General features: G+C 70.8%; 20 protein-coding genes. 4 read left to right on the forward strand and 16 right to left on the reverse strand.

Annotated elements, in window-relative coordinates:
* Window positions 1-8: 8 nt before the first annotated feature.
* Window positions 9-500 carry a methylated-DNA--[protein]-cysteine S-methyltransferase gene (locus tag L3078_RS37470; protein ID WP_239758465.1) on the forward strand — a complete coding sequence of 164 codons (492 nt, stop codon included), beginning with the start codon at window positions 9-11 and terminating at the stop codon, window positions 498-500.
* Window positions 501-548: 48 nt separating this feature from the next.
* Here the strand turns inward: L3078_RS37470 and L3078_RS37475 are convergent, their stop codons facing one another.
* The 4 genes from L3078_RS37475 to L3078_RS37490 form a co-directional block, all read right to left on the reverse strand.
* The gene (locus L3078_RS37475) at window positions 549-1,283 is read right to left on the reverse strand and encodes an SIR2 family NAD-dependent protein deacylase (protein WP_239758467.1); all 735 of its coding nucleotides are present in this window, start codon (window positions 1,281-1,283) and stop codon (window positions 549-551) included.
* Between the two features lie 56 nt (window positions 1,284-1,339).
* Window positions 1,340-3,763: a protein kinase domain-containing protein gene (locus tag L3078_RS37480; protein ID WP_239758468.1), complete on the reverse strand. Its 2,424-nt coding sequence runs from the start codon at window positions 3,761-3,763 to the stop codon at window positions 1,340-1,342.
* A gap of 469 nt (window positions 3,764-4,232) precedes the next feature.
* Window positions 4,233-4,724 carry an NUDIX domain-containing protein gene (locus L3078_RS37485; RefSeq protein WP_239758470.1) on the reverse strand — a complete coding sequence of 164 codons (492 nt, stop codon included), beginning with the start codon at window positions 4,722-4,724 and terminating at the stop codon, window positions 4,233-4,235.
* Between the two features lie 64 nt (window positions 4,725-4,788).
* Window positions 4,789-5,886 (reverse strand): ADP-ribosylglycohydrolase family protein, encoded by a 1,098-nt coding sequence (locus tag L3078_RS37490; RefSeq protein ID WP_239758472.1) that lies wholly within the window; start codon window positions 5,884-5,886, stop codon window positions 4,789-4,791.
* A gap of 270 nt (window positions 5,887-6,156) precedes the next feature.
* Here L3078_RS37490 and L3078_RS37495 point away from each other — a divergent pair, with 270 nt between their 5' ends.
* Window positions 6,157-7,308: a glycerate kinase gene (locus tag L3078_RS37495; protein WP_239760628.1), complete on the forward strand. Its 1,152-nt coding sequence runs from the start codon at window positions 6,157-6,159 to the stop codon at window positions 7,306-7,308.
* A gap of 310 nt (window positions 7,309-7,618) precedes the next feature.
* On the opposite strand, the gene pssA is transcribed toward L3078_RS37495, so the two are convergent.
* From pssA to L3078_RS37540, 9 genes are all read right to left on the reverse strand, one after another.
* Entirely contained in the window at window positions 7,619-8,437 is an 819-nt protein-coding gene (pssA, locus tag L3078_RS37500; protein ID WP_239760629.1) for a CDP-diacylglycerol--serine O-phosphatidyltransferase, read from the reverse strand.
* Window positions 8,438-8,474: 37 nt separating this feature from the next.
* Window positions 8,475-9,131, reverse strand: coding sequence for a phosphatidylserine decarboxylase (locus L3078_RS37505; protein WP_239758474.1), 657 nt, complete (start codon window positions 9,129-9,131; stop codon window positions 8,475-8,477).
* A gap of 191 nt (window positions 9,132-9,322) precedes the next feature.
* On the reverse strand, window positions 9,323-10,528 hold the full coding sequence (locus L3078_RS37510; protein ID WP_239758476.1) for an acyl-CoA dehydrogenase family protein: 1,206 nt from the start codon (window positions 10,526-10,528) through the stop codon (window positions 9,323-9,325).
* A gap of 2 nt (window positions 10,529-10,530) precedes the next feature.
* On the reverse strand, window positions 10,531-11,043 hold the full coding sequence (locus tag L3078_RS37515; RefSeq protein WP_033529825.1) for a MaoC family dehydratase: 513 nt from the start codon (window positions 11,041-11,043) through the stop codon (window positions 10,531-10,533).
* A gap of 15 nt (window positions 11,044-11,058) precedes the next feature.
* Complete coding sequence (locus L3078_RS37520) at window positions 11,059-12,033, reverse strand: HpcH/HpaI aldolase/citrate lyase family protein (protein ID WP_239758478.1); 975 nt, start codon at window positions 12,031-12,033, stop codon at window positions 11,059-11,061.
* On the reverse strand, window positions 12,030-14,066 hold the full coding sequence (locus tag L3078_RS37525; protein ID WP_239758479.1) for a protein meaA: 2,037 nt from the start codon (window positions 14,064-14,066) through the stop codon (window positions 12,030-12,032). The genes L3078_RS37520 and L3078_RS37525 overlap by 4 nt, the downstream gene beginning before the upstream one ends.
* 9 nt (window positions 14,067-14,075) lie before the next feature.
* Entirely contained in the window at window positions 14,076-15,413 is a 1,338-nt protein-coding gene (gene ccrA, locus L3078_RS37530) for a crotonyl-CoA carboxylase/reductase (RefSeq protein WP_239758481.1), read from the reverse strand.
* 436 nt (window positions 15,414-15,849) lie between these two features.
* Entirely contained in the window at window positions 15,850-16,677 is an 828-nt protein-coding gene (locus L3078_RS37535) for a TetR family transcriptional regulator (protein ID WP_239760630.1), read from the reverse strand.
* 265 nt (window positions 16,678-16,942) lie between these two features.
* Window positions 16,943-18,757: a 3-hydroxyacyl-CoA dehydrogenase family protein gene (locus tag L3078_RS37540; RefSeq protein WP_239758482.1), complete on the reverse strand. Its 1,815-nt coding sequence runs from the start codon at window positions 18,755-18,757 to the stop codon at window positions 16,943-16,945.
* 390 nt (window positions 18,758-19,147) lie between these two features.
* Between L3078_RS37540 and L3078_RS37545 the strand changes: the two genes are divergently transcribed.
* Window positions 19,148-19,723, forward strand: coding sequence for an adenylosuccinate lyase (locus L3078_RS37545; RefSeq protein ID WP_239758484.1), 576 nt, complete (start codon window positions 19,148-19,150; stop codon window positions 19,721-19,723).
* A gap of 70 nt (window positions 19,724-19,793) precedes the next feature.
* On the opposite strand, the gene L3078_RS37550 is transcribed toward L3078_RS37545, so the two are convergent.
* The 3 genes from L3078_RS37550 to L3078_RS37560 all read right to left on the reverse strand — a co-directional run bounded on the left by L3078_RS37550 (window position 19,794) and on the right by L3078_RS37560 (window position 23,153).
* Window positions 19,794-20,324, reverse strand: a complete 531-nt coding sequence (locus L3078_RS37550; protein WP_239758485.1) for a GNAT family N-acetyltransferase — start codon at window positions 20,322-20,324, stop codon at window positions 19,794-19,796.
* A 67-nt stretch (window positions 20,325-20,391) separates the two neighbouring features.
* The gene (locus tag L3078_RS37555) at window positions 20,392-21,963 is read right to left on the reverse strand and encodes an alpha/beta hydrolase (protein ID WP_239758487.1); all 1,572 of its coding nucleotides are present in this window, start codon (window positions 21,961-21,963) and stop codon (window positions 20,392-20,394) included.
* 146 nt (window positions 21,964-22,109) lie between these two features.
* Entirely contained in the window at window positions 22,110-23,153 is a 1,044-nt protein-coding gene (locus L3078_RS37560; RefSeq protein ID WP_239758488.1) for an Rv2578c family radical SAM protein, read from the reverse strand.
* Window positions 23,154-23,385: 232 nt separating this feature from the next.
* Between L3078_RS37560 and L3078_RS37565 the strand changes: the two genes are divergently transcribed.
* Window positions 23,386-23,829: an SRPBCC family protein gene (locus L3078_RS37565; RefSeq protein WP_045556573.1), complete on the forward strand. Its 444-nt coding sequence runs from the start codon at window positions 23,386-23,388 to the stop codon at window positions 23,827-23,829.
* The last annotated feature ends 108 nt before the right edge of the window (window positions 23,830-23,937 follow it).

A 23,937-nucleotide genomic window follows, 5' to 3' on the forward strand; every position in this document is an offset into this window, starting at 1 on the left:
ACCCACCCATGAAGCAGCAGAAGCGGCACACCGTCGTCGACAGCCCCTACGGCCCCCTCACCCTCGTCGCCGACGACGGCGTGCTGTGCGGCCTCTACATGACCGAGCAGCGTCACCGCCCGCCGCAGGAGAACTTCGGCGCACGTGACGACACGGCCTTCGCCGAGCCCCGGGAACAGCTGGCGGCCTACTTCGCGGGCGAGTTGAAGGTGTTCACCCTCGAACTCCGGCTGGCGGGGACCCCGTTCCAACGGCAGGTCTGGGAACAGCTCGTCCGGATCCCCTACGGCGAGACCCGCTCGTACGGCGAACTCGCGGGCGCCCTGGGCAACCCCAAGGCGTCCCGCGCGGTCGGTCTGGCCAACGGCAGGAACCCCGTCGGCATCATCGTCCCCTGCCACCGCGTCGTCGGCTCCGACGGCAGCCTCACCGGATACGGCGGCGGCACGGAGCGCAAACAGCGCCTGCTGGACTTCGAGCGGGGCACGGCACTGTTCTGAGCGGCCCGGGCCCACGGGTCTACTGAAGGGTCCCGCAACACCGTCCCCTCAGTCGCTCGCCTCGCGGATCCCCCGCAGCACCTCCGGCAGCGCCGTCCCGATCGGCTCCCGTACGACCTCGTCCGCCCGCTCGTCGTACGGGGTCGGCTCGGCGTTGACGATGATCAGGCGGGCCCCGTGATCGGCGGCGACGCCGGCGAGCCCGGCGGCGGGCTGCACCTGGAGACTGCTCCCGACGGCGATGAAGATCTGGCAGGCCTTGGTGATCGCGACGGCCTCACCGAGGACCACCGGGTCGAGCCGCTCGCCGAACATGACCGTGGCGGACTTCAGCACGCCCCCGCACTCCAGGCACGGCGGGTCCTCCTCACCGGCCTCGACACGGGCGAGCGCGTCCTCCATCGGCGTCCGGGCGTGGCACCCGACGCACACCACGGACCGCGCGGACCCGTGCAGTTCGAGCACCTTGCGGGCCGGCATCCCGGCCAGCTGGTGCAGCCCGTCCACGTTCTGTGTGATGACCCGCACCGGCACCCCGGACCGCTCCAGCTCGGCCACCGCCCGGTGCGCCACGTTCGGCTCGGCCCGCAGCGTCCGGTTCTGCCGCCGCATCTGCCACGCGCGCCGGCGGATCTCCGGATCACCCATGTAGTACTCGTACGTCACCAGCTTCTCGGCCTCCGGATCCCGCCGCCACAGCCCGTTCGGGCCTCGGTAGTCGGGGATGCCGGAGTCGGTGGAGATGCCTGCGCCACTGAGCAGGGCGACGAGGGGCTTGTTCATGGGGCGAGGGTAGGTCGGCCGTCCCGCCGGGGCGAGCGGATATCGGCGTGGCGGGGTCAGGGGGCGGGCAGGCCGTAGGTGCGGTCGTAGTGCTGGGCGACCAGGACACCGCTGTGGTCACAGGCGAGCTGCCAGTCGTTGACGCCGGTCTCCAGGCCGTCGGTGAAGTTCCACAGGAGCCGGCCCTTTGCGGCGCCGATCGCGTAGATGCCGTTCTTGTTCTTGTAGGCCGGGACGTAGACCGCGTCGGGGCCCGCCGTGACCGGCTGGTCGATGTTGAGGCGTGGGGTGGGGCAGAACCAGCGGCGGGCACCGGTACCGGCGTTGAACGCGTACACACCGGCGGGGTCCGTGCCGGTGACGTAGACGGTGTTGCCGTAGCCGCCGAGGGACGCGAACATGCCGCGCTCGGGCCTCACCCGCCAGCGGAGTCCGCCGGTGCCGAGGTCCAGGGCCTTCAGCTCCCGGCCGATGGCGAACACCGTGCCGTTGATCACGGCGAGCCCCGGCCGCAGGTCGTAGCCGACCGGGTGGCGCCACAGCACGCCGGAGCCTTCGGTGTCCCGGACCGTGACGTTGCGCAGTCCGTCGGCGTAGACGAAATAGCCGGGGATGATGACCGGCGCCAGCTTGATGCCGACGTCCTCCGGGCTGATGGGGATCACTTCGGCGCGGCGGGCCGCGAGGTCGACACCGAACACCGTGTCCGTGGACGTCGCGACGCCCTGTTCCTGGGACTCGCGCCGGAGCCGGACCCCGATGACGGAGATGGCCCGGTCGTCGACGGCGCCGAGCAGTGTGGTGAAGCGGAAGTCCGGGCCGAAGTCGATGGTGAAACGTTCCGTTCCGTCGACCGGGTCGACGCCGATCACCGTCGACCCCTCACCGAGCGCGATCGCCGCGTCGAAGGCCAGCACGGCCGGGGTGGGCGACTGGCTGATGCCCTCGTAGACCCACTTGGGCCGGGTGCCGTCCTTCAGGTCGAGACAGACCAGGTCACCCGGGCGGGTCTTCACCAGGGCCGCGCCGTCCTGGAAGACGGCGGGCGCCTGGAGCAGCGGGCCGCCGCGGTAGGTCCACAGCGGCTTGGGGGCCGGGCCCGCGGGCTCCAGGGACCGCACGCTCGGCTCCTTGCGGCGGCTGAGCACCAGACCGGCGCCGACCGCGGCCGCGGCGGAACCCGCCGACACGGTCAGGACCGTGCGCCGCGACGGACCGGGCCGCGGTACCGCACGACGGTGCCCGGAGGCACGGTACGGCTCCGGCTCCTCGGGGGCGGAATAGGGCTCCGCGCCCGCGGGGGGCACGGCTGCGGACGGCGACTCGCCGCCGGTCCGGTCCGCGCCGTCGCCCACGCCGTACCCGCCGCCCATGCCGCCCCTGTCGGTCGGCGGCACCTCGGCTCCTCGGCCCGGGTGGCCGGAGCCGTCGTACGGGCCGCCGGAGTCGCGGGTCGACGAGGCGTCCGTGCCGAGGGTCGACGGGCCGTCCGTGCCCGGGGGCGCCTCGGCCCCCTCGAAGCCGTACGCGGCGCGCCCCCGCCCCGCGCCGTACGTGGCCCGGTCCGGCCGGGGCGTGTAGGTGAGACGTTCCTGCTGGAAGTCGTACGCGTCCCGCTCGTGGTCGGACTCGGTGGAGCGCAGGACGACCGGACCGTCAGGTCCGCTGTCGAGGGTCTGTACGGCCGCCGCGCGCAGGGCGATCGAGGAGGTCACCGACGGCGGCAGCCAGCCGTCGGCCGCCAGCTGCTCCACCCCGCCGGGCGCGCAGGCGGCGGCCAGCTTGTCCGGGGTGATCCGCAGCCGGGGGTCCTTGGTGAGACAGAGGCTGATGATCTTGTCGAGCGGCTCGGGCACACCCGTCAGATCGGGTGCGCTGTGCACCACCTGGTACAGCAGCGTGGCCGCCGCGCTGCCGCTGAACGGGGCGTGCCCGGACGCCGCGAACGTGAGCACCGAGCCCAGCGAGAAGACGTCCCCCTCGGGGCCCAGCGGCTCGCCCGTGGCCTGCTCGGGGCACATGTACTCGAAAGAGCCGAAGAGCGCCCCGGAGCGGGTGAGGTCGTAGCCGTCGCTCGCCCGGACGATGCCGAAGTCGATGACGCGCGGGCCGTCGGCGGCGAGCAGCACGTTGGAGGGCTTCAGGTCGCGGTGCACCAGCCCGGCCGCCTGGACCGAGATCAGCGCCTCGGCGATGCCGGCACCCAGCACGAGCACCGACTCCACCGGCAGCGGGCCGTGCGCGGCCACCGCCTCGGCCAGGGTGGGGCCGGCGATGTAGTCGGTGGCCAGCCAGGGGATGGGCGCCTCGGGGTCGGCGTCGACCACGGGCGCCGTGTATCTGCCGCCGACCGCCCCGGCGGCCTCCACCTCGCGACGGAAGCGGATGCGGAAGTTCTTGTCCCCCATCAGCTCGGGACGGATGGCCTTGACCGCGACGGTCCGCCCCTGAGGGGAGCGCGCCAGATAGACCCGTCCCATCCCTCCTGCGCCGAGCCGTGCCACGAGACGGTAGGGACCTAGCTCCTCGGGATCGTCTGAGCCCAGTGGTTCCATGACCTCAGCTGCCTGTTCGGTGAGGACGGGCGAATCGGCCCGCAGGTGGGGGGGAGACCGACTGCTCCGGGCGGCTCCCGGTGACCGTTCCCCCAGGGGCTCCGGATCTCCCGGCGCCACGGCCCGCTCCCGGGCCGCCGGTCACGGGTGTCCCGAGTGCTGCCCCGGTGGTCGAGCGAGGCGACGAGGGGCGATCGCTCGGACGGGGTTGGCGTCAGCCTAGATGCTGGAGTGACCAACGGGCAGCGTTTTGAGCCAGCGCTTTAAACTTCCATTAAGTGGAAGGTTCACGCACTTCACGTTCCGTACAAGGTGAGTTGACGCGATGTCAGCTGACTCCTGTCAACGGCGGGCGGCGACGGAACGACACCGCTGGTGGCCGATCCTCGACGGTTCAGGCCACCCGCTCGCCGTTCTCCAACTCGACCGGTCCCGTGCCCTCCACCAGCGCGTCCAGGGCGGCGAGCACCCGCCGGCCGAGCTGCCCCAGGAGATGTGCGGGAAGTTCGTCGCGCGGGACGAGCCGCCACGACAGCAACTCCTCCTCCTGCAACCGGATCCGCTTCAGATCCTCCTCGTCGAGCACCCCGCCGTCGTACACGTACGCCACCAGCGGCGGCCGCCCCACCCCGGGCACCCAGTCCACGGCGAGCAGCCGTCCCGGCTCGATGTCCAGCCCGATCTCCTCCAGGGTCTCGCGCCGCGCCCCCTGCCTCGGGGTCTCGCCGTCGTCCGACTCGATCGTCCCGCCCGGAAGCGCCCATCCCTCGCGGTAGTTGGGCTCGACCAGGAGCACACGGCCCTCGGCGTCCCGGAAGAGCGCGGCGGCACCGGCGAGGACACGGGGCAGGCTCGCGATGTACGCGGCGAAGTCCAAAGTGGTCATCCTCACAGCGTAGACGGCCCCCGAAGGCGGGAAATCGGCGCTCGGGGAGCGGAAGGGCCGGCGCTCAGGAGGCAAAGGACTCCGCCAACCGCACCGTGCGCTCCGCGAGTTCACTGACGCGCACCCCGTCGAAGCCGAACACGGCGCTGCGCACGGTGTCCTCCAACGGGTCCTTCCACCGGTCCGGGATCGCCTCCGCCCCGCACAGCACCCCGGCCACGGAACCGGCGGTGGCCCCGTTCGAGTCGGTGTCCAGGCCGCCGCGGACGGTCAGCGCGAGGGTGCGGGTGAAGTCGCCGTCGCCGTAGAGCAGCCCGGCCGTGAGCACGGCGACGTTCGGCACGACGTGGATCCAGCCGAGCCCGGCCGTCTCCTCGCCCACCGTCGTGAGCGTCTCCTCCCAGGCGAGTCCGGCCTCGTGCAGCGACACGACCCGCCGCACGGTCCGGGCCAGACGGCTGCTCGCCGGGACCACCGCGAGCGCCTCGTCCAGGGCCGCCCGCGCCCCCGGCGCCGTGAACGCCGCGGCGATCAGGGCCGCCGCCCACATCGCCCCGTACACCCCGTTGCCGGTGTGCGACAGCACCGCGTCGCGCCGGGCCAGCGAGGCCGCGCGCCGGGGCAGGCCCGGGGAGGTCCAGCCGAAGACGTCGGCACGGATGAGGGCGCCGATCCACTCCTGGTACGGGTTGTCGTAGGTTGCCGTCAGCGGCGGCTTCAGTCCGCTCGCGAGGTTGCGGTAGGCCGCCCGCTCCGCCGTGAACGTCTGGAGGTACGGCAGCCGCAGCAGCCACAGGTCACCGACCTGCTCGGTACTGAACGTGAAGCCGTGCGTCTCCAGCAGGTGCAGCCCGAGGATCGCGTAGTCCACGTCGTCGTCGCGGCAGCTGCCGTGGATCCGGCCGCGTACGCAGTCGCGCCACTCCGGCCGCAGCGCGCGCCCGTCGCTCTCGGTGGGCGGTTCCGGGAGGTAGTCGGTGAGCGGCAGGGCCCCGGCCCGCCGCAGATAGCCGTCGATCCGCTCCCGCGTCCACACCTCCCCCTGCTCCACGGGCTTCCCGAGCATGTTCCCCGCGATCCGGCCCAGCCAGCCCCCGAGCACACGGTCGGCGAGCTCGGCACCGACCGGGGGCGCGAGGGGGGTCGTGGTCGTGGGCGTCATGTCCGAAGGTCTACCCGATTCCGCCCGATTCCGCGCACGGCGGCCCGGCGGGGGCCGGCGGAACCCGCTCGGGTCGGTGTTCGCTGGGCGGGACGGGGCATGACGTACCGGGGCCGGGCCGGTTAGGGTCGCAGCGGCGCGACTGCCTTGACGTGCGCAAGGCCCGACGAGCGAGGGGAACGCAAGGTGGCGAACGCCGCGGTGGACGGGATCGACATGCCCGGGGACACGAACACGTCCGGGGGCACGAACACGTCCGGCGACACGCGAATGTCCGGCGACACGGACGCGACCGACCCGCGGGTGCTGATCGCCGCGGACAAGTTCAAGGGCACGCTGACGGCCGTCCAGGTCGCCGAGCGGGTCACGGCGGGCATGCGCCGGGTCCGGCCCGACCTGGAGGTCGAGGCACTGCCGGTCGCCGACGGCGGCGACGGCACGGTGGCCGCGGCGGTCGCGGCCGGTTTCGAGCGCCGCGAGGTACGGGTCGCCGGGCCGCTGGGCGAGCCCGTCATCGCCGCGTACGCGCTGCGCGGTGACACGGCCGTCGTGGAGATGGCCGAGGCGAGCGGCTTGCAGCGCCTTCCCGCCGGGGTCTTCGCACCGCTGACGGCCTCCACGTACGGCTCCGGCGAACTGCTGCGCGCCGCGCTCGACGCGGGCGCGCGCACGATCGTGTTCGGCGTCGGCGGCAGCGCGACGACGGACGGCGGCGCGGGCATGCTCGCCGCGCTCGGCGCACGGTTCCTGGACGCGGCGGGGGAGCCCGTCGGTCCCGGCGGCGGAGGCCTGCGCGACCTGGTGACGGCGGACCTGTCGGGCCTCGACGCGAGGCTCACGGCGGTCGACCTCGTCCTCGCGAGCGACGTCGACAACCCGCTCACGGGCCCGAAGGGCGCGCCGACCGTGTACGGCCCGCAGAAGGGCGCGAGCCCCGAGGACGTGGCGACGCTGGACGCGGCCCTCACGCACTTCGCGGCCGTCCTGGAGAAGACGGTCGGACCGAGCGCCACCGAGCACGCCCTCGCGCCGGGCGCGGGCGCCGCGGGCGGCATCGGCTACGGCGCCCTCGTCCTCGGCGCCCGCTTCCGCCCCGGCATCGAGGTCATGCTCGACGTCCTGGGCTTCGCGTCGGCGCTGGAGAAGGCCACGCTGGTGATCACCGGCGAGGGCTCCCTCGACGAGCAGACCCTGCACGGCAAGGCCCCCGCCGGGGTCGCCGCGGCCGCCCGCGCCGCCGGCAAGGAGGTCGTCGCGGTCTGCGGCCGCCTGGCGTTGGCACCGGAGGTGCTGGGGCAGGCCGGGATCCGTCGGGCGTACCCCCTGACCGAGGTCGAGCCGGACGTGGAGCGGTGCCTCGCCGATCCGGGGCCGATCCTCGAGGCCGTCGCCGAACGGATCGCGCAGGACTTCCTCACCTGATCAGGGCTCTGTCGCCCCCTCCGCCCCTACCCGTCCCATCCCAGGGGCGCTGCCCCTTCGCCCCCGAGTGGCCGGGGGTGGGGTCAGGGGTGGGCTGGTGGGTGGGTGCGGGATCGGTGGGGGTTCTCGCGCCGTTCCCCGCGCCCCTGAAAAGCAGGGGCTGCGCCCCATGCTTTCGTCCCGCAAGGGGCCGCAGGCCCCTTTGAGGGGCGCCGGGAACTGCGCGACCAACCCCCACCGAACCCGCACCCCGCCCCGAAACGCGAGGAGCCCCGGATCCGATCGGACCCGGGGCTCTCCAAGCGGAGCGTTACGGCTGCGTCGCCCGTGCCTCGCGGCGGTTGTCGCGGAAGTTGTTCACGCGGCGTGCCGTGGCGAAGAGCGGGATGACCGCGCCCATGACGAGCTGCAGCGCGCAGCCGGTCTGGAGCAGGAGCTGACCGCCGGGGGCGTCGAAGGCCCAGGCCGCCAGGAGACCCATGGCGAGGACGATCCAGGTGAGCACCGCGCCCGCGAGGGGACCACGCGGCTTCGGGTACTCGACACGGCTCACCATCAGCCACGCGACGCCGACGATGGCCAGGAGCGTCGCCACGAAGGGCAGCTCCAGGAGCACGATCGAGATGACCGTCAGCGCGCCGAACGGCGACGGCATGCCCTGGAAGGTGCCGTCCTTCACCGTGACGCAGGAGAATCTCGCGAGCCTCAGCACCACGGCCAGCAGCACGACGATCGCCCCCACCGCCGCCACCCGCTGGTGCGCGTCGTCGGCGACCATGCCGTAGACGAGGACGAAGTACGCCGGCGCGAGGCCGAAGCTGATCAGGTCGGAGAGGTTGTCCAGCTCCGCGCCCATCGGCGAGGAGCGCAGCTTGCGCGCCACCAGGCCGTCGAACAGGTCGAAGATCGCCGCGCACAGCATCAGGATCACCGCGGTGGCCGCGCTGTGCCGGGCCATGCCCGACTCCTGGCTGCCGGTGAGGTGCGGGATCAGGATGCCCGTGGTGGTGAAGTACACCGCCATGAAGCCGCACGTGGCGTTGCCCAGCGTGAGGGTGTCCGCTATCGACAGGCGGAGCGACAGCGGCATCTCCTCCGCGTCGTCCTCCACCTCGTCCACGTCGGGCACCCAGCCGGCCCCGGTCTGGCCGGGTTGGGTCTCCGGATCAATCACGGTCAATGCGAGTCACCCCAGCCACGGTCTTCTGGCCCACCTCGACGTCGATCTCCACACCCTCGGGCAGGTAGATGTCGACACGGGAGCCGAAGCGGATCAGCCCGATCCGGTCACCCTGCTCGACCTTGGTGCCCTCGGGGACGTACGGAACGATGCGGCGAGCCACGGCGCCGGCGATCTGGATCATCTCGATGTCACCGAGTTCGGTGTCGAAGTGCCAGACGACGCGCTCGTTGTTCTCGCTCTCCTTGTTGAACGCCGGTACGAACCCACCCGGGATGTGCTCCACCGACGTCACCGTGCCGGAGAGCGGCGCGCGGTTGACGTGGACGTTGAGCGGGCTCATGAAGATCGCGACGCGGGTGCGGCCGTCCTTCCACGGCATGATGCTCTGCACCACTCCGTCGGCGGGCGAGATGACCCGGCCCTGGGCGATCTCACGCTCGGGGTCGCGGAAGAACCACAGCATGCCCGCCGCCAGCGCGGTGGCGGGTACGGCCACGGCGCGCGCGGCGCCGGAGCGGCGCGAACGGGCGAGGCTGAGTGCTGCGGTGGCGACGGTCGGGAGAAGCCACGGCGATGCTCCGCGCGCAAGACGTACGCCTGCCAGGCTGTCGCGTGGTGCAGAGGTTTGGCTGTGGGGCATGGATGACCTTCGTAGCGGATGATGCCGCGCGGTGACTGGGGACGGCGGCTTTCACGGGATCGTACCGGTCGCGGACCGCAACTGGGCAAGCCAGGAAGCCGAGTCGACGACCGAAGCGTGCTGACGGGGTGTGATCTTCTTCTCGAAGAAAACACCCCGAACCAGACAACCGACCCCGGACCAACCGCGTACTAGCCCTGGAATCGATACTCTTCGAGCAGTCGACGACCGATGATCATTTTCTGGATTTCGGCGGTACCTTCACCGATCAGCAGCATCGGCGCCTCGCGGTAGAGGCGCTCGATCTCGTACTCCTTGGAGAAGCCGTAACCGCCGTGGATCCGGAAAGCGTCCTCGACGACCTCTTTGCAGTATTCGGAGGCGAGGTACTTCGCCATCCCTGCCTCGAGGTCGTTTCGTTCGCCCGAGTCCTTTTTGCGTGCTGCGTTGACCATCATCGCATGCGCGGCCTCGACCTTGGTAGCCATCTCGGCCAGCTTGAACTGGATCGCCTGGTGCTGGGCGATCTGCTTGCCGAAAGTGTGGCGCTGCTGGGCGTACTGGACACCGAGTTCGAATGCACGCTGAGCGACACCGCAGCCACGTGCGGCCACATTCACCCGGCCCACCTCGACGCCGTCCATCATTTGGTAAAACCCTCGGCCCGTGGTGCCGCCGAGTACACGATTGGCCGGAATGCGCAGTCCGTCCATGATGAGCTCGGTCGTGTCGACGCCCTTGTAGCCCATCTTGTCGATCTTCCCGGGAATGGTGAGGCCGGGGCGGACCTCTCCGAAGCCGGGCTCCTTCTCGACCAGGAAGGTCGTCATCGACTTGTGGGGCGCCGTGCCCTCGGGGTGTCCTTCGTCACTTCGGACGAGAACGGCGACCAAGGTTGACGTTCCGCCGTTCGTCAGCCACATCTTCTGACCGTTCAGGACGTACTCGTCGCCGTCCTTGACCGCCTTCGATGTGATCGCCGACACATCCGAGCCGAGCCCCGGCTCCGACATCGAGAAGGCGCCCCGGACGTCGCCGGCCGCCATCCTCGGCAGGAAGTGGTTCTTCTGCTCCTCGGTGCCGTGCTGCTTGAGCATGTACGCCACGATGAAGTGCGTGTTGATGATCCCGGACACGGACATCCAGCCCCGGGCGATCTCCTCCACGCACAGTGCGTACGTGAGCAGGGACTCGCCCAGACCGCCGTACTCCTCGGGGATCATCAGGCCGAAGAGGCCGAGTTCCTTGAGCCCGTCGACGATCTGCTGCGGGTACTCGTCCCGGTGCTCCAGCTCGGTCGCGACCGGGATGATCTCCTTGTCCACGAAGTCCCGGACGGTGGACAGGATCTCCTGCTGGACGTCCGTGAGGCCGTGGGTCTGGGCGAGTCGTGCCATGGCTACTTCTCCTGCTCCCTGAGCTCGGGGCGGCCCGGCTGTTCGCCGCCGCGCTCCTTGATGTAGGTCTCGGTGGGCACCATGACCTTGCGACGGAACACGCACACCAACGTGCCGTCCTGCTTGTAGCCCTTGGTCTCGACGTACACGATGCCGCGGTCGTTCTTCGACTTCGACGGCCACTTGTCGAGCACGGTCGTCTGGCCGTAGATCGTGTCGCCGTGGAAGGTCGGCGCCACGTGCCGCAGCGACTCGATCTCCAGGTTGGCGATCGCCTTGCCCGAGACGTCCGGCACGGACATGCCCAGCAGCAGCGAGTAGATGTAGTTCCCGACCACCACGTTCTTGCCGAAGTCGGTCGTCTTCTCGGCGTAGTTGACGTCCATGTGGAGCGGGTGGTGGTTCATGGTGAGGAGGCAGAAGAGGTGGTCGTCGTACTCCGTGACCGTCTTCCCGGGCCAGTGCTTGTAGACCGCCCCGACCTCGAACTCCTCGTAGGTGCGTCCGAACTGCATCGCGCTCAGGGCTCCTCAGTTGTCGGGGGTCTCGAACTTGGAGGTGCGCTGCATGCCGGCCGCGCGCCCCTTGCCGGAGATGACCAGCGCCATCTTGCGGCTGGCCTCGTCGATCATCTCGTCGCCGAGCATCGCCGAGCCCTTCTTGCCGCCCGCCTCGGACGTGTAGTAGTCGTACGCGTCCAGGATCAGCTCGGCGTGGTCGTAGTCCTCCTGCGAGGGCGAGAAGATCTCGTTGGACGCCTCGACCTGGCCCGGGTGCAGCACCCACTTGCCGTCGAAGCCGAGCGCGGCGGCCCGCTGGGCGACCTCGCGGTAGCCGTCGATGTTGCGGATCTGCAGGTAGGGGCCGTCGATCGCCTGGAGGTTGTTGGCGCGGGCCGCCATCAGGATCTTCATCAGGATGTAGTGGTAGGCGTCCGCCGGGTAGCCGGGCGGCTGCTCGCCCACGACCAGCGACTTCATGTTGATCGAGGCCATGAAGTCGGCCGGGCCGAAGATGATCGTCTCCACGCGCTGGGAGGCCGTGGCGATCTCGTTGACGTTGTTCAGGCCCTGCGCGTTCTCGATCTGCGCCTCGATGCCGATCTTGCCGACCTCGAAGCCCATCGTCTTCTCGATCTGGGTGAGGAGCAGATCGAGGGCGACGACCTGCTGTGCCGTCTGCACCTTCGGCAGCATGATGCAGTCGAGGTTCTGGCCCGCGCCCTCGACGACGGTGACGACATCGCGGTACGTCCACTCCGTCGTCCAGTCGTTGACGCGCACGACCCGCGTCTTGCCCGTCCAGTCGCCCTCGTTGAGGAACTTGACGATGGTGTGCCGCGCCTCGGGCTTGGCGAGCGGGGCGCAGGCGTCCTCCAGGTCGAGGAAGACCTGGTCCGCCGGGAGGCCCTGGGCCTTCTCCAGGAAGCGGGGGTTGCTTCCCGGCACCGCGAGGCAGGAGCGCCGCGGGCGAAGGCGGTTCACCTGGGGAACAGGGCTGGTCATGCGGGGACCTCCGTGCTGATGAGGGGGCTGAGCTTGTTGGCCTTGCGGATCTCGTCGACGATACGGCCGATGATCCCGGTGATGTCGAAGTCCTTCGGGGTGAACACGGCGGCCACTCCGGCGGCCCTGAGCCGGTCGGCGTCCGCGTTCGGGATGATCCCGCCGGCGATCACCGGGATGTCACCGGCGCCCGCCTCGCGCAGCCGCTCCAGCACGTCCGGGACGAGCTGGGCGTGCGAGCCGGAGAGGATGGAGAGCCCGACCGCGTGCACGTCCTCGGCGAGGGCGGCGTCCACGATCTGTTCCGGGGTGAGCCGGATGCCCTGGTAGACCACCTCGAAGCCCGCGTCGCGGGCCCGCACGGCGATCTGCTCGGCCCCGTTGGAGTGCCCGTCCAGACCCGGCTTGCCGACCAGGAAGCGGAGCTTGCCGACGCCCAGATCCTGGGCCGTGCGGTCCACCTTGCGGCGGACCTCCGCCATCGCCGAGCCCTCCTCGGCGGAGACCGCCACCGGCGCCGACGAGACACCGGTCGGCGCGCGGAACTCGCCGAACACCTCACGGAGGGCCCCGGCCCACTCGCCGGTCGTGACTCCGGCGCGGGCGCACTCCAGGGTGGCCTCCATGAGGTTGTCCGTGCCCTTCGCGGCCTCCTTGAGCCGCTCCAGCGCCTTGCACGGGCGCGGGTGGTTGAAGGGCGGCTGGTAGCGCGTGTCGCGCCAGTTCCGCAGCGACGCGACGACCCGCGCCTCGACCGCCGGGTCGACCGTCTGGATCGCCGCGTCGAGGTCGGCGGTCAGCGGGTTCGGCTCGGTCGACTCGTAGATGTTGACGCCGACGATCTTCTCCTCGCCGGACTCGATCCGGGCCCGGCGCTCGGCGTGCGAGGAGACCAGCTGCGACTTGAGGTAGCCGGACTCGACGGCGGCCATCGCGCCGCCCATCTCCTGGATCCGCTCGATCTCGGCGAAGGACTCCTCGACCAGCTCGGCCACCTTCGCCTCGATGACGTGCGAGCCCTCGAAGATGTCCTCGTACTCCAGCAGGTCGCTCTCGTGCGCCAGCACCTGCTGGATCCGCAGGGACCACTGCTGGTCCCACGGCCGGGGCAGGCCCAGCGCCTCGTTCCAGGCCGGCAGCTGCACCGCACGCGCCCGCGCGTCCTTGGAGAGGGTCACGGCCAGCATCTCCAGCACGATCCGCTGGACGTTGTTCTCCGGCTGCGCCTCGGTCAGGCCGAGGGAGTTGACCTGGACGCCGTACCGGAAGCGCCGCTGCTTGGGGTTCTCGATGCCGTACCGCTCGCGGGTGACGCGGTCCCAGATGCGGCCGAACGCCCGCATCTTGCACATCTCCTCGACGAAGCGGACGCCCGCGTTCACGAAGAACGAGATCCGGGCGACGACGTCGCCCATGCGCTCCTCGGGCACCTGGCCCGAGTCGCGCACGGCGTCCAGCACCGCGATCGCCGTGGACATCGCGTACGCGATCTCCTGCACCGGCGTGGCCCCGGCCTCCTGCAGGTGGTAGCTGCAGATGTTGATCGGGTTCCACTTCGGGATGTGGGAGACCGTGTACGCGATCATGTCCGTCGTCAGCCGGAGCGAGGGCCCCGGCGGGAACACATGGGTGCCCCGCGACAGGTACTCCTTGACGATGTCGTTCTGGGTCGTGCCCTGGAGCTGGGTGATGTCCGCGCCCTGCTCCTCCGCGACGACCTGGTAGAGCGCCAGGAGCCACATGGCGGTGGCGTTGATGGTCATCGAGGTGTTCATCTGTTCCAGGGGGATGTCCTGGAACAGCCTGCGCATGTCACCGAGATGGGCCACCGGGACGCCGACCCGGCCGACCTCGCCGCGGGCGAGGATGTGGTCGGAGTCGTAGCCGGTCTGGGTCGGCAGGTCGAAGGCGACCGACAGACCCGTCTGCCCCTTGGCGAGGTTGCGCCGGTACAACTCGTTGGACGCCTCGGCCGTGGAGTGACCGGCGTACGTCCGCATCAGCCACGGCCGGTCCTTCTGACGCTCACTCATCTCGGGACCTCAGACGTTCCGGAAGCGGTTGATGGCGTCGATGTGCTGGGCGCGCTTCTCGTGGTCGCGGACGCCCAGGCCCTCCTCGGGGGCCAGCGCGAGGACGCCGACCTTGCCCTGGTGGAGGTTGCGGTGCACGTCGTACGCGGCCTGCCCGGTCTCCTCCAGGGAGTAGACCTTGGACAGCGTCGGGTGGATCTTGCCCTTGGCGATGAGGCGGTTGGCCTCCCAGGCCTCGCGGTAGTTCGCGAAGTGGGAGCCGATGATCCGCTTCAGCGACATCCACAGGTAGCGGTTGTCGTACTCGTGCATGTAGCCCGAGGTCGAGGCGCAGGTGGTGATGGTGCCGCCCTTGCGGGTGACGAAGACGCTCGCGCCGAAGGTCTCGCGGCCCGGGTGCTCGAAGACGATGTCGATGTCCTCGCCGCCGGTGAGTTCGCGGATGCGCTTGCCGAAGCGCTTCCACTCCTTGGGGTCCTGGGTGTTCTCGTCCTTCCAGAACTTGTAGCCCTCGGCGTTGCGGTCGATGATCGCGTCGGCGCCCATCGCGCGGCAGATGTCCGCCTTCTGCTCGCTGGAGACGACACAGATCGGGTTGGCGCCGCCGGCGAGGGCGAACTGCGTGGCGTAGCTGCCGAGTCCGCCGCTGGCGCCCCAGATGAGCACGTTGTCGCCCTGCTTCATGGCGGCGCCGTTGCGGGAGACCAGCTGCCGGTAGGCGGTGGAGTTCACCAGGCCAGGGGCGGCGGCCTCCTCCCAGCTGAGGTGGTCCGGCTTCGGCATCAGCTGGTTGGACTTGACGAGCGCGACCTCGGCGAGCCCGCCGAAGTTGGTCTCGAAGCCCCAGATCCGCTGCTCGGGGTCGAGCATCGTGTCGTTGTGGCCGTCCGACGACTCCAGCTCGACGGAGAGGCAGTGCGCGACGACCTCGTCACCGGGCTGCCAGGCGTTGACGCCGGGACCGGTGCGCAGGACGACGCCCGCGAGGTCGGAGCCGATGATGTGGTACGGCAGGTCGTGGCGCTTGGCCAGCTCGCTGGTGCGGCCGTAGCGCTCCAGGAATCCGAAGGTGGACAGCGGCTCGAAGATCGAGGTCCACACCGAGTTGTAGTTGACCGAGGAGGCCATGACGGCCACCAGGGCCTCGCCCGGGCCGAGCTCCGGGAGCGGGACCTCGTCCAGGTGGATCGACTTGCGCGGGTCCTTCTCGCGGGTCGTCATGCCCGCGAACATCTCCGTCTCGTCCTTGTGCACGGTGATCGCGCGGTACGACTCGGGGAGCGGCAGAGCGGCGAAGTCGGCGGACGTGGAGTCCGGCGACTGGATCGCGTCCAGGATGTCCTTCACGTGGTGCCTCCGGCGACGAGCGTCCTTGAGGGAAGGACGCTGTTGAGGGTTACGTCGGGTGCTGCAGAGCTGTGTGGTGATGCCGTCGGTTCGGCGGAGGTGGTGCTTCGGCGGCGCTGTGTGTGGCGCGGAGGGTTGCCTGTGACGCAGGCGTCCGGGCGCGCGGACCGTGGTTCGCGGGGACAGTCGGCGTACGGGATTTCGCTGTACGCCGGCCGCCCGGACTCCTTCAACGTATGGCACGCCGTGTCACCCCGCAAGGCACCGAGTGCCAGAAAGTTCGCTCAGGTGAAATCTTTACGTAACACTTGAGCGATGATCGATCATGCGGGGGTAGAAAAGGGCCTCTGACGTGCCAAAACGGCCACCCTGGAGGGTGGCCGTTCTCACAGTTACCGTTGAGTAGATCGTCGTCGGATCGGGGTTCCGAGGGGTGTCAGCGGTCGCGGAGCGCCTCTTCGATGGTGCGCATGACCTCGTCGAGCGGGGCGTCGGTGCGGGCCACGGTCACCAGGACCTCGCCGTGCGTGGACGTCGTCGCGGCGGCCGGCTCGGGTGCCAGGGTGCGGCCCGCGCCGATGCCCGTGCCGAACGTCTTGCGGACGATGGCGAAGGCGTGGTCGAGGTGGGTCTCGACGTCGCCGTGCCCGCCGGATCTGAGCCACCGTCGCAGCACGTGGTTGTGCGCGGTGACCACCGCCGACGCGGCCACCTCGGCGAGCAGGGGGTCGTCGTTGCCGGCGTCGTGGTGGGCGTGCTCGTCGAAGTGGCCCAGCAGATAACGGGTGAAGAGGCGCTCGTAGCGGGCCACGGAGGCGATCTCCGCCTCCCGGAGGGTGGGAACCTCACGGGTCAGCTTGTAGCGGGCGACCGAGATCTCCGGCCGGGCCGCGTACATCTTCATGACCTCCTTGATCCCACGGCACACCGTGTCGAGCGGGTGCTCGTGCGGGGGCGCCGCGTTGAGCACCGCCTCGGCGCGGATCAGGGTGTCGTCGTGGTCCGGGAAGATCGCCTCTTCCTTGGAGCGGAAGTGGCGGAAGAAGGTGCGGCGGGCGACCCCGGCCGCCGCCGCGATCTCGTCGACGGTGGTCGCCTCGTACCCCTTGGTCGAGAACAGCTCCATGGCCGCGGCCGCCAGTTCCCTGCGCATCTTGAGGCGTTGGGCGGCGGCACGACTTCCCGCGGCGCTCTCCGGAGCGTCGGGCGCAGCTGGTGTACGTGAGGACTTGGCGGGCTGGGACATGCCCCGAACGTACTGCATCCGTGCAGGAGAGTGCGCGTGTCCGTCCCTCCGGCCGCCCGGTCGGGACAGGGGTGGGACCAGGTCGGCGGCCGGGCAGCCGGGGGACGGGCCGGGCGTGGAGGCGGCGGAACGGGCCGACGAGGAGCGGCTGCCCGGCCCGAGCAGCCCGCCCCAGTCCGTGTCGGCCGCCGACGGGGAGGCCCGGCCCGTCTCCGGGCCCGACAGCCGGGCCGGGGGCGAGGACGCCGCGCCCCCGGCCGTGCCGAACTCGTCGCCCGACCGCTCAGCGCTTGGCATATTCGCGGAAGCCACGGCCCGTCTTGCGGCCGAGGCAGCCCGCGGCCACCAGGTGCTCAAGCAGCGGCGCCGGGGCCAGCCCCGGGTCACGGAACTCGCGGTGCAGCACCTTCTCGATGGCCAGCGAGACATCCAGCCCGACCACGTCCAACAGCTCGAACGGGCCCATCGGGTAGCCGCCGCCCAGTTTCATCGCCGCGTCGATGTCGTCCAGCGTCGCGTAGTGCTCCTGCACCATCTTGATCGCGTTGTTCAGGTACGGGAACAGCAGCGCGTTCACGATGAACCCGGCCCGGTCGCCGCAGTCCACCGGATGCTTGCGGACCTTCGCACACAGCTCGCGGACCGTGGCGTGGACGTCGTCGGCGGTCAGCACCGTGCGGACCACCTCGACCAGCTTCATCGCCGGCGCCGGGTTGAAGAAGTGCATCCCGATCACGTCCTGCGGGCGCGAGGTGGCGCGGGCGCAGGCGACGACCGGCAGCGAGGACGTGGTGGTGGCGAGGATCGCGCCCGGCTTGCAGACCTTGTCGAAGGTCGCGAACAGCTGCCGCTTGACCTCCAGGTCCTCGGCCACGGCCTCCAGCGCCAGATCGACGTCGGCGAAGGCGTCGTAGGTGCCGGCCGGCGTGATCCGGTCCAGCGTCTCGGCGGCGGCCTCCACGGTCATCCGCCCCTTGTCGACGGAGCGGGCCAGCGACTTGCCGATCCGCGCCTTCGCTGCCTGCGCCTTCTCCTCGCTGCGCGCCGCCAGCACGACCTCGTACCCGGCCTTGGCGAACACCTCGGCGATCCCGGACGCCATGGTCCCCGAGCCCGCGACACCCACGGACCGGACGGTGCGGCCGGGGACCGTGGCGACCCCGTCCAGCGGCGTGAGCGCGTCCCGCACGACGGTGGCGGAACCGGGCGCCTCGTAGGAGTAGAAGCCGCGCCCCGACTTGCGGCCGGTCAGGCCCGCCTCGCTGAGCTGCCGGAGGATGGGCGCCGGCGCGTGCAGCCGGTCGTGCGAGGCCGCGTACATGGCCTCCAGGACCGTACGGGCGGTGTCGACGCCGATGAGGTCCAGCAGGGCCAGGGGGCCCATCGGCAGACCGCAGCCGAGCCGCATCGCCGCGTCGATGTCCTCACGGGAGGCGTACTTGGCCTCGTACATCGCGGCGGCCTGGTTGAGGTAGCCGAACAGCAGCCCGTCGGCGACGAAACCGGGCCGGTCGCCGACCGCGACGGGTTCCTTGCCGAGGTCGAGGGCGAGATCCGTGACCGCCGCGACGGCCTGGGGCGCGGTGAGCACGGAGGAGACGACCTCGACCAGCTTCATCGCGGGCGCCGGGTTGAAGAAGTGCAGCCCGAGGACCCGCTCCGGACGCGCCGACTCGGCGGCCAGCCGCGTCACCGACAGGGCGTTGGTGCCGGTGGCGAGAACGGCCTCCGGCCGCACGATCGCGTCGAGTTCACGGAAAACCTGCTGCTTGATCTCGTACGACTCCGGGACCACCTCGATCACCAGGTCCGCGTCGGCCGCGGCCTGGAGGTCGGTGAAGGTGCGGAAGCGGGCGAGGGCGTCACCGCGCTCCCGCTCGGTGATCCGCCCACGGGCCACGGCACGCTCGGTCGCGGCCTCCAGCGCCGCGACGGCACGGGCGCCGGCGGCCTCGCTGATGTCGATGCCGACGACCTCACGGCCGGCCCGGGTCAGCACCTCGGCGATACCGGTGCCCATGGTGCCGAGACCGACGACAGCGATCGTCTTGAACGGGGACTGCGGGGACGCCGACGAGTCGGAAAGGGGAGTGGCCATCGCGGGACTCCAGGAATGAGGGTGACGACTGAGGGAAGCGCCGCGGATACGCGAAGAGCGCGCAAGCGGCGCGTGGGGCGCGGGTGTGGGTGGTGCCGGGCTGATGAACGCACACGCCCGGTGCCGTCGCCACGGGGCGTGCACACGCCCACGGGGAACGGCTGAACCGACCGGCCCTGTCCCGAGGCCGAGCCGTACTGGTACGCCGGATACCGAAACTCCGGGCACCGAACCGACTGTGCTCGCGACGGCTGCGTCACCAAACCGTCGAGAGCGAACACGAGTGGGTAACTCGCTCGTCTGAGCTTAACCGGTGGGTAACGAGCGCGCCAGCCCTCGTCTTTGTGAGGTACGTCCCTCAGACGCGGTCACGCCCGTACGCTCGGTGGCATGGACGAGGAGTTGCGATCACTCACGGAGCGTGTGCGGAGCGAGTCGGGGGGCGCGGCGGGATACGAGCGGCTCGTCACGACCGAGTCCACGGACGAGCTGGCGGCGGTGCTCACCGAGCCGGGGCAGCCCCTGTGGGCGCGGGAGGTGGCCGCGTTCAGGCTGGGCGTGGCGGGGGACCGCCGGGCCTTCGAGGCGCTGGTCCTGCTCCTCAACCACCGGGATCCGCCGCGCTGCGCCTCCGCCGCGTACGCGCTGGCCCGGCTCGGCGACCCGCGCACCGCCCGGGCGGCCGCCGCGCTCGCCACGAACGAGCTGCGCGTCGCCTACGCCCTGCACCCCGTGCGGCTGCTCGTCGAACTCCGGGCGCCCGAGGCGGTGCCTGCGCTGATCACCACGCTCCGGCGCCGACTGACCCCGCACGATCCGTACCGCCGGGTGGCGCTCGCCTGCGTGGAGGGGCTCGGGGCGCTGGGGGACAGCAGGGCCGAACCCGTGCTGAAGGACGCCCTCGCCCATCCGAGACTCGCGGAGGCGGCGGTGCGGGCGCTGACGAAAATTCCCCGCCAGCGGTAGCGCTCCGCTTGGGGGGCGTGGACTCGGGTGCGGGCTCGGTGGGGGCTGGTCGCGCAGTTCCCCGCGCCCCTTACGGGGCGCGTACGTAGCGCACCTCGGGCACTTCGACCCCGGCTGCCTCGAAGGGTTCTTCCGCGCCGTCGGGTGTGAAGCCGTGGTGCTCGTAGAAGCGGCGGGCCCGGGCGTTGTCCTTCAGCACCCACAGGAGCATGCGTGGGTGCCCGGCGGTCTCGCAGCGCTCGGTGGCGGCGTGCAGGAGTGCTTCGCCGATTCCGCTGCCCCAGTGGCCCGGCCGGACGTAGAGCGCGTACAACTCGGCGTCGTCGGTGCGGACTTCGCCGTCGCGGTAGGGGCCGTACGCCGCCCAGCCGAGGATCTCGCCGGCCCGCTCGGCGACCAGGTTCACCACCGGGTTGCCGGGCTTCAGGAGCATGGCGCGTCGGCGTTCGGTGTCCTCCGCCACGTCCATCGCGTCGAGGTAGGACCGTGGTACGAGCCCGGCGTACGCGCTGCGCCAGCCACCCACGCGGATCTCGGCGACGGCGCGGCAGTCGGCGAGGGTCATCTCGCGTATGCGGAGGTCATGAGGAGTGTCGTGCATGGCCGCACCCTAGGCGGGGCGGCCGTGGGAGTCCCGTGATTTTCGGCGGGGCTCCCACGGCCGGGGCTCAGCCGCGGAGGCCCAGCAGGCCGTGCAGCGTCGAGCCCCGGGACGAGGCGGACGCGGCCTTGGTGCTCAGGGGCTTGGGATCGGGGAGCTTCGCGCAGACGGCGTCGGCCCCGCCCGTGCCGCGCGGCACCCTGCCGTCGGTCAGATACGCCGCCAGGTGCTTGTCCAGGCAGGCGTTGCCGCTCAGCGAGATGCCGTGGTTCCCGCCGCCCTGCTCGACCACCAGGCTGGAGCCCCGCAGCAGTTGGTGCGTGACGGCGCCGCCCTCGTACGGGGTGGCCGCGTCGTCCGTCGCCTGGAGGATCAGGACCGGCGGCAGCGCGGTGTTGGAGACGTCCACCGGGGTCAGGGGCTCGGTCGGCCAGAACGCGCAGGGTGCGTTGTACCAGGCGTTGTTCCAGGTCATGAAGGGCGCCTTCTCGTACATCGCCCAGTTGTCGTCGCGCCACTCGGCCCAGGCGCGCGGCCAGCGCGCGTCGCGGCACTGCACCGCGGTGTAGACGCTGTAGCCGTTGTCGCCGGCCGCGTCGACGGCGCCGAAGTTCTCGTAGGCCTCGACCAGCGGGTCGTCGTTCTTCTTGTTCGCGAACGCGGCGAACGCCTCGGCGAGATGGGGCCAGTAGCCGTCGTAGTAGGCGCCGGGCATGAAGGTGTCCTCCAGCTCGGCGGGCCCCACCTTGCGGTCCGCGGGCTTGCGGGCCAGCGCCGCCCGCATCGCGTACCACTTGGTCTCGATCTTCTCCGGATCGGTGCCCAGCTTGTACGTCCTGTGGTGCTTGGCGATCCACGCCATCAGCGCCCGGTGGCGGTCGTTGAACGCCCGGTCCTGCTGGAGGTTGTCGTCGTACCAGACGCCCGAGGGGTCGACGACGGAGTCCAGCACCGCGCGCCGGACCCGGTGCGGGAAGAGCTTGGCGTACACGGCGCCCAGGTAGGTGCCGTACGAGTATCCGAAGTAGTTGATCTTCTTGGCGCCGAGGGCCGCGCGGATGGCGTCCATGTCCCTGGCCGAGCTGACCGTGTCGATGAACGGCAGCACGTCCGCGTACTTCTTCGCGCAGGCGTCGGCGAAGGCCTTGGCGCGCTTGAGGTTGGCACGCTCGGCCTGCGCGTCGACCGGCAGGGAGTCGGCGCGCACCGGTGCGAAATGGCCGGGCCGGCAGTTGAGCGCGGGCTTGCTGGCGCCGACGCCACGCGGGTCGAAGCCGATGACGTCGTACTGCGCCGCCACCTTCTTCGGCAGCGAGGACGCGACGAAGCCGGCCAGGGTGCGGCCGCTGCCGCCGGGGCCGCCCGGATTGACCACCAGGGGGCCCTGGTACTTCTTCGCGGTGTGCGGGACGCGGGACAGGGCGAGCGTGATCTTCCTGCCGTTCGGCTCACCGTGGTTCAACGGCACTTTCAGGGTGGTGCACTGGAGCGTCGGATAGTCGCCGGTGGCGCACTTCTTCCAGGCGAGCTTCGCCGCCGGCGCGGCGGCGAGGGCGCCGCTCGCGCCGGCCGGAACCGCCGTGACCATTCCGGCCAGCACGGCGGCGGCACCGCACAGAGCGGCTGCGCGTTTCTTCATCGTCAGGCCTCACAGGACGGAGGATTGCGGGCCGTGCACACCACGGCCTTCGTCGCATCGTCCCGGAGCAGACCCTTGAAGGAACTCGTTCCCGTGAGAGTTGACCCCATCGGGGCGCGAGAAGCGCCCGGATGCCCCCAGGGAGGTCAGAGCAGTGTCAGTTGTGTCGGCGCTGTGTCCCGGACCGGCTCCTGAGCGGCCGGCTCGCGTGCCGGTGTCCGCCGCGGCAGCTCCGCGCGCCGGGGACCCATGCCGTACTCCTGGGCCAGTTCGTGGACCTGACGGGTGATCTGCCGCTGGTACCACTTGGGGGCGTAGGCCCCCTCCGCGTACAGCAGCTCGTAGCGCCGTACGAGATGGGGGTGGTGGCGTTCCAGCCAGGCCATGTACCACTCGCGGGCGCCGGGCCGCAGATGCAGCACCAGCGGGGTGACCGAGGTGGCGCCGGAGGCGGCGATCGCCCGCACGGTGGCGCGCAGCCGGTCGGGGTGGTCGCTGAGGAAGGGGAGCACGGGGGCCATCAGCACCCCGCAGCCGATACCGAGGTCGGTGAAGGCCCGCACGACGTCGAGCCGGCGCTCCGGGGCGGGTGTGCCCGGCTCGACCGTGCGCCACAGCTCGGGGTCGGTGAAGCCGACGGAGACCGAGATGCCGACCTCGGTGACCTCCGCGGCCTGCCGGATCAGCTCCAGGTCGCGCAGGATCAGCGTGCCCTTGGTCAGGATCGAGAAGGGGTTCGCGTGGTCGCGCAGGGCGGCGATGATGCCCGGCATCAGGCGGTAGCGGCCCTCGGCGCGCTGGTAGCAGTCGACGTTGGTGCCCATGGCGATGTGCTCGCCGTGCCAGCGCGGTGAGGCGAGCTGCCGGCGCAGCAGGTCGGGCGCGTTGATCTTCACCACGATCTGCGAGTCGAAGTCGAGGCCCGTGTCGAGGTCCAGATAGCTGTGGGTCTTGCGGGCGAAGCAGTAGACGCACGCGTGGGAGCAGCCCCGGTAGGGGTTCACCGTCCATTCGAACGGCATCCGGGAGGCTCCCGGGACCCGGTTCACGATCGTCTTCGCCCGGACCTCGTGGAAGGTCATGCCGCGGAACTCGGGAGTGTCGAAGGTGCGGCTCGTCACCAGATCCGCGCCGAACAGCGCGGCGTCCCGGGCCGTGGCGGGGTTCTCGGCCAGATGGTCCCAGCGCATGGACGCCTCCTCGGTTGCTCTCGCCCCAGAATAGAACACACGTTCCCTTGATCGTGCGAACTGGTTTTCGAACATCGTGTGGAGGTCTCGTCGGGGGCCCTCGGGACGGCTCGCTCCGAGGCCTCGGGGCCGCCCCCTGGGGGCCCTAGGGGCACCCCGATTTGGGCCCTCCGGCCGGGGGGTGGTTGGCTTTCCGCACATCCCCGAGTTACCAAGTGCTGGAGGAATGGCAATGGCGCAGGTCGAGGCCACGACTGAACGAGTCGTCGCGGCGGACGCGGAGACGGTGTTCGACACCCTGGCCGAGTACAACGGCGCGCGCGAGAAGCTGATGCCGCAGCACTTCAGCGAGTACGAGGTGCGCGAGGGCGGCGACGGCGAGGGCACCCTCGTCCACTGGAAGCTCCAGGCCACCAAGAAGCGCGTGCGCGACTGCCTCCTGGAGGTCACCGAGCCCTCCGACGGCGAGCTCGTCGAGAAGGACCGCAACTCCTCCATGGTCACTGTCTGGCGGGTCACCCCGGCCGGCGAAGGCAGCTCTCGCGTCGTCGTCACCACCACCTGGCAGGGTGCCGGCGGTATCGGCGGCTTCTTCGAGAAGACCTTCGCCCCCAAGGGCCTCGCCCGCATCTACGACGCCCTGCTCGCCAACCTCGCCGCCGAGGTCGAGAAGTAACCCGGAGCGGAAAGGATGCCCGGTCCAACGGGCGATCATCCGGGGCGCGTTGCCGTCCTCACCGGTTCGAGTGGATCTCCGTGACGCTCCCCGGAATGCCGTAACTCG

It is taken from the genome of Streptomyces deccanensis (genome assembly GCF_022385335.1).
Classification (GTDB): domain Bacteria; phylum Actinomycetota; class Actinomycetes; order Streptomycetales; family Streptomycetaceae; genus Streptomyces; species Streptomyces deccanensis.

Excerpts from the sequence above, each read along its gene's own strand:
- L3078_RS37470 (WP_239758465.1), top strand. The coding sequence starts at position 9 with ATGAAGCAGCAGAAGCGGCACACCGTCGTCGACAGCCCCTACGGCCCC.
- L3078_RS37515 (WP_033529825.1), bottom strand. The coding sequence starts at position 11,043 with ATGCAGTTCGGACGCACCTACGAGGAGTTCGAGGTCGGGGCGGTCTAC.
- L3078_RS37545 (WP_239758484.1), top strand. The coding sequence starts at position 19,148 with ATGGACGAGGAGTTGCGATCACTCACGGAGCGTGTGCGGAGCGAGTCG.
- L3078_RS37480 (WP_239758468.1), bottom strand. The coding sequence starts at position 3,763 with ATGGGACGGGTCTATCTGGCGCGCTCCCCTCAGGGGCGGACCGTCGCG.
- L3078_RS37520 (WP_239758478.1), bottom strand. The coding sequence starts at position 12,033 with ATGACCAGCCCTGTTCCCCAGGTGAACCGCCTTCGCCCGCGGCGCTCC.
- L3078_RS37485 (WP_239758470.1), bottom strand. The coding sequence starts at position 4,724 with ATGACCACTTTGGACTTCGCCGCGTACATCGCGAGCCTGCCCCGTGTC.
- L3078_RS37490 (WP_239758472.1), bottom strand. The coding sequence starts at position 5,886 with ATGACGCCCACGACCACGACCCCCCTCGCGCCCCCGGTCGGTGCCGAG.
- L3078_RS37475 (WP_239758467.1), bottom strand. The coding sequence starts at position 1,283 with ATGAACAAGCCCCTCGTCGCCCTGCTCAGTGGCGCAGGCATCTCCACC.
- L3078_RS37510 (WP_239758476.1), bottom strand. The coding sequence starts at position 10,528 with ATGGCACGACTCGCCCAGACCCACGGCCTCACGGACGTCCAGCAGGAG.
- L3078_RS37495 (WP_239760628.1), top strand. The coding sequence starts at position 6,157 with ATGTCCGGCGACACGGACGCGACCGACCCGCGGGTGCTGATCGCCGCG.
- L3078_RS37560 (WP_239758488.1), bottom strand. The coding sequence starts at position 23,153 with ATGCGCTGGGACCATCTGGCCGAGAACCCCGCCACGGCCCGGGACGCC.
- L3078_RS37535 (WP_239760630.1), bottom strand. The coding sequence starts at position 16,677 with ATGCAGTACGTTCGGGGCATGTCCCAGCCCGCCAAGTCCTCACGTACA.
- L3078_RS37565 (WP_045556573.1), top strand. The coding sequence starts at position 23,386 with ATGGCGCAGGTCGAGGCCACGACTGAACGAGTCGTCGCGGCGGACGCG.
- L3078_RS37555 (WP_239758487.1), bottom strand. The coding sequence starts at position 21,963 with ATGAAGAAACGCGCAGCCGCTCTGTGCGGTGCCGCCGCCGTGCTGGCC.
- L3078_RS37550 (WP_239758485.1), bottom strand. The coding sequence starts at position 20,324 with ATGCACGACACTCCTCATGACCTCCGCATACGCGAGATGACCCTCGCC.
- L3078_RS37525 (WP_239758479.1), bottom strand. The coding sequence starts at position 14,066 with ATGAGTGAGCGTCAGAAGGACCGGCCGTGGCTGATGCGGACGTACGCC.
- L3078_RS37540 (WP_239758482.1), bottom strand. The coding sequence starts at position 18,757 with ATGGCCACTCCCCTTTCCGACTCGTCGGCGTCCCCGCAGTCCCCGTTC.
- L3078_RS37505 (WP_239758474.1), bottom strand. The coding sequence starts at position 9,131 with ATGCCCCACAGCCAAACCTCTGCACCACGCGACAGCCTGGCAGGCGTA.